Source organism: Streptomyces sp. SBT349, from assembly GCF_001083795.1.
GTDB lineage: Bacteria > Actinomycetota > Actinomycetes > Streptomycetales > Streptomycetaceae > Streptomyces.
Genome location: NZ_LAVK01000614.1, coordinates 1 through 1,893, shown reverse-complemented (window position 1 = coordinate 1,893; position 1,893 = coordinate 1). Strand labels below are relative to the sequence as shown.

Sequence of the window (1,893 nt, the reverse complement as noted above, 5' to 3'; positions counted from 1 at the left end):
TCCCTCCCCCGCCCCGCGGCGGGCTGGCTCCACTGTGCCCCCGGCCAGGCGGGCGGACAATGGAATTTCCGGGGGAGGGAACGAGAACACCGGGTAACGGGAGCCCGGGGTATCAGCCCTCGGCCGGGTTTTCGTACTCCCCGATCAATTGTGCCCGGCCGATCGCGTGGAAACGCAGCATAAAGCCGACCTGTGCCGGCGTCGCGTTCTCGTCCGGGCCCAGCTCCTCCGCGTCCACGGCGTACACGGTGAACACGTAGCGGTGCGGCCCGTCCCCGGCTGGCGGCGCCGCGCCGCCGAAGTCCCGCGTGCCGTAGTCGTTCCGCGCGTGCACCGCGCCCGCGGGCAGCCCCTCCTTCTCACCGCTCCCCGCCCCCGCGGGCAGCTCGGTCACGGTCGCCGGGATGTTGAAGAGCACCCAGTGCCAGAACCCGCTGCCCGTCGGCGCGTCCGGGTCGTAACAGGTGACGGCGAAGCTCCGCGTCCCCTCCGGCGCTTCGGCCCACCGCAGGTGCGGCGAGGTGTTGCCCGCGGAGAAGACCTGGTCGTCCTTCAGCCGCCCCCCGTCCTCCACGTCGTCGCTCACGACCGTGAACGAGGCGACCGGCGGATGGAAATCGTGGGGGAGGGGACGCCTCCGCAGCTCGGACATGAAGAACCTCCTGGACGAGATGATCGCTGGCGGCGTTAGCCTAGCCAGCCGGAGGACGGGACCCCGGCCCCTGAGCCCGTGAGCCCCTGAGCCCGTGACGAGTGAGGAAGTGCGGACGTGAGGAGAGAGACCCTGGACACCCTGCCGCGCGGGTTCTTCGACCGCCCGGTGCTCGACCTCGCCCCCGACCTCCTCGGCCGCACCCTCACCCGGCGCCTGCCCGAGGGGGAGATCACGCTGCGGATCACGGAGGTCGAGGCGTACGCCGGCGAGGCCGACCCCGGCTCCCACGCCTACCGTGGCCGCACCGCCAGGAACGCCACGATGTACGGCCCCCCGGGGCACGCCTACGTCTACTTCACCTATGGCATGTGGCACTGCCTCAACCTGGTCTGCGGCCCGGAGGACCACGCGAGCGGAGTGCTGCTGCGCGCGGGCGAGATCGTCACCGGGACCGAGCTCGCCCGCGCCCGCCGCCCCAAGGCGAAGAACGACGCCGAACTCGCCCGCGGCCCCGCCCGATTGGCCACCGCGCTGGACGTGGCCAGGGCACTGGACGGCACCGACGTCTGCGATCCCTCCCCGGACGCGCCCCTGAGCATCCTGCCCGGAACCCCCGTGCCCCGCCGACTGGTCGGCGCGGGCCCGCGCACGGGCGTGGGAGGCGAAGGCGCGGTCCACCCCTGGCGTTTCTGGATCGAGGGCGACCCGACGGTCAGCCCCTACCGGGCGCACCAGCCCCGGCGTCCGAGGGCGAGACTTGACGCGCCGCGGACGAGGTCGTAACGTAGGTCGAGTCGCCTGAAGCGGACACCGCCCCACAGGGCTCGCAAGAACTCGTGGGAGCGTCTCTGCGGGCGGACTTCAACTTAGCAGTGACTCTGCCCTCCCGGGGCTTTTCTCGGTACGCCGAAAAATGATCCGGAGAGAGTGGTGCAGAGCCCGCCGAGAAGTCCGCTAATATGGTGGACACAGCGAAGGGAAACGCCCGGAGGGTCCTGGAAGGGGCTCGATGGAAGTGTCCGTTCCTTGAGAACTCAACAGCGTGCCAAAAGTCAATGCCAGATTTACTGCGTTGATTATGACGTAGATATGGTTTGAAATGTTCAGCGAGAATCTGTTCTCGGTGGATTGCTTTGAGCATTCACGGAGAGTTTGATCCTGGCTCAGGACGAACGCTGGCGGCGTGCTTAACACATGCAAGTCGAACGCTGATCCGGTTTCGGCCGGTGATGAGTGGC

At 68.9% G+C, this 1,893-nt stretch carries 2 protein-coding genes and 1 rRNA gene; 2 read left to right on the top strand and 1 reads right to left on the bottom strand.

The annotated features are described in order from the left end of the window. Window positions 1-112 precede the first annotated feature (112 nt). Window positions 113-652: a YbhB/YbcL family Raf kinase inhibitor-like protein gene (locus ADY01_RS35205; RefSeq protein WP_049580918.1), complete on the bottom strand. Its 540-nt coding sequence runs from the start codon at window positions 650-652 to the stop codon at window positions 113-115. Window positions 653-769: 117 nt separating this feature from the next. Between ADY01_RS35205 and ADY01_RS35200 the strand changes: the two genes are divergently transcribed. Then, window positions 770-1,438 (top strand): DNA-3-methyladenine glycosylase, encoded by a 669-nt coding sequence (locus ADY01_RS35200; protein WP_049580917.1) that lies wholly within the window; start codon window positions 770-772, stop codon window positions 1,436-1,438. A gap of 357 nt (window positions 1,439-1,795) precedes the next feature. Then, window positions 1,796-1,893 (top strand): 16S ribosomal RNA (locus ADY01_RS35195); the annotation flags it as partial.

Bases quoted from the DNA above. Each gene is read 5' to 3' on its own strand.
- ADY01_RS35205 (WP_049580918.1), bottom strand. From the start codon at position 652: ATGTCCGAGCTGCGGAGGCGTCCCCTCCCCCACGATTTCCATCCGCCG.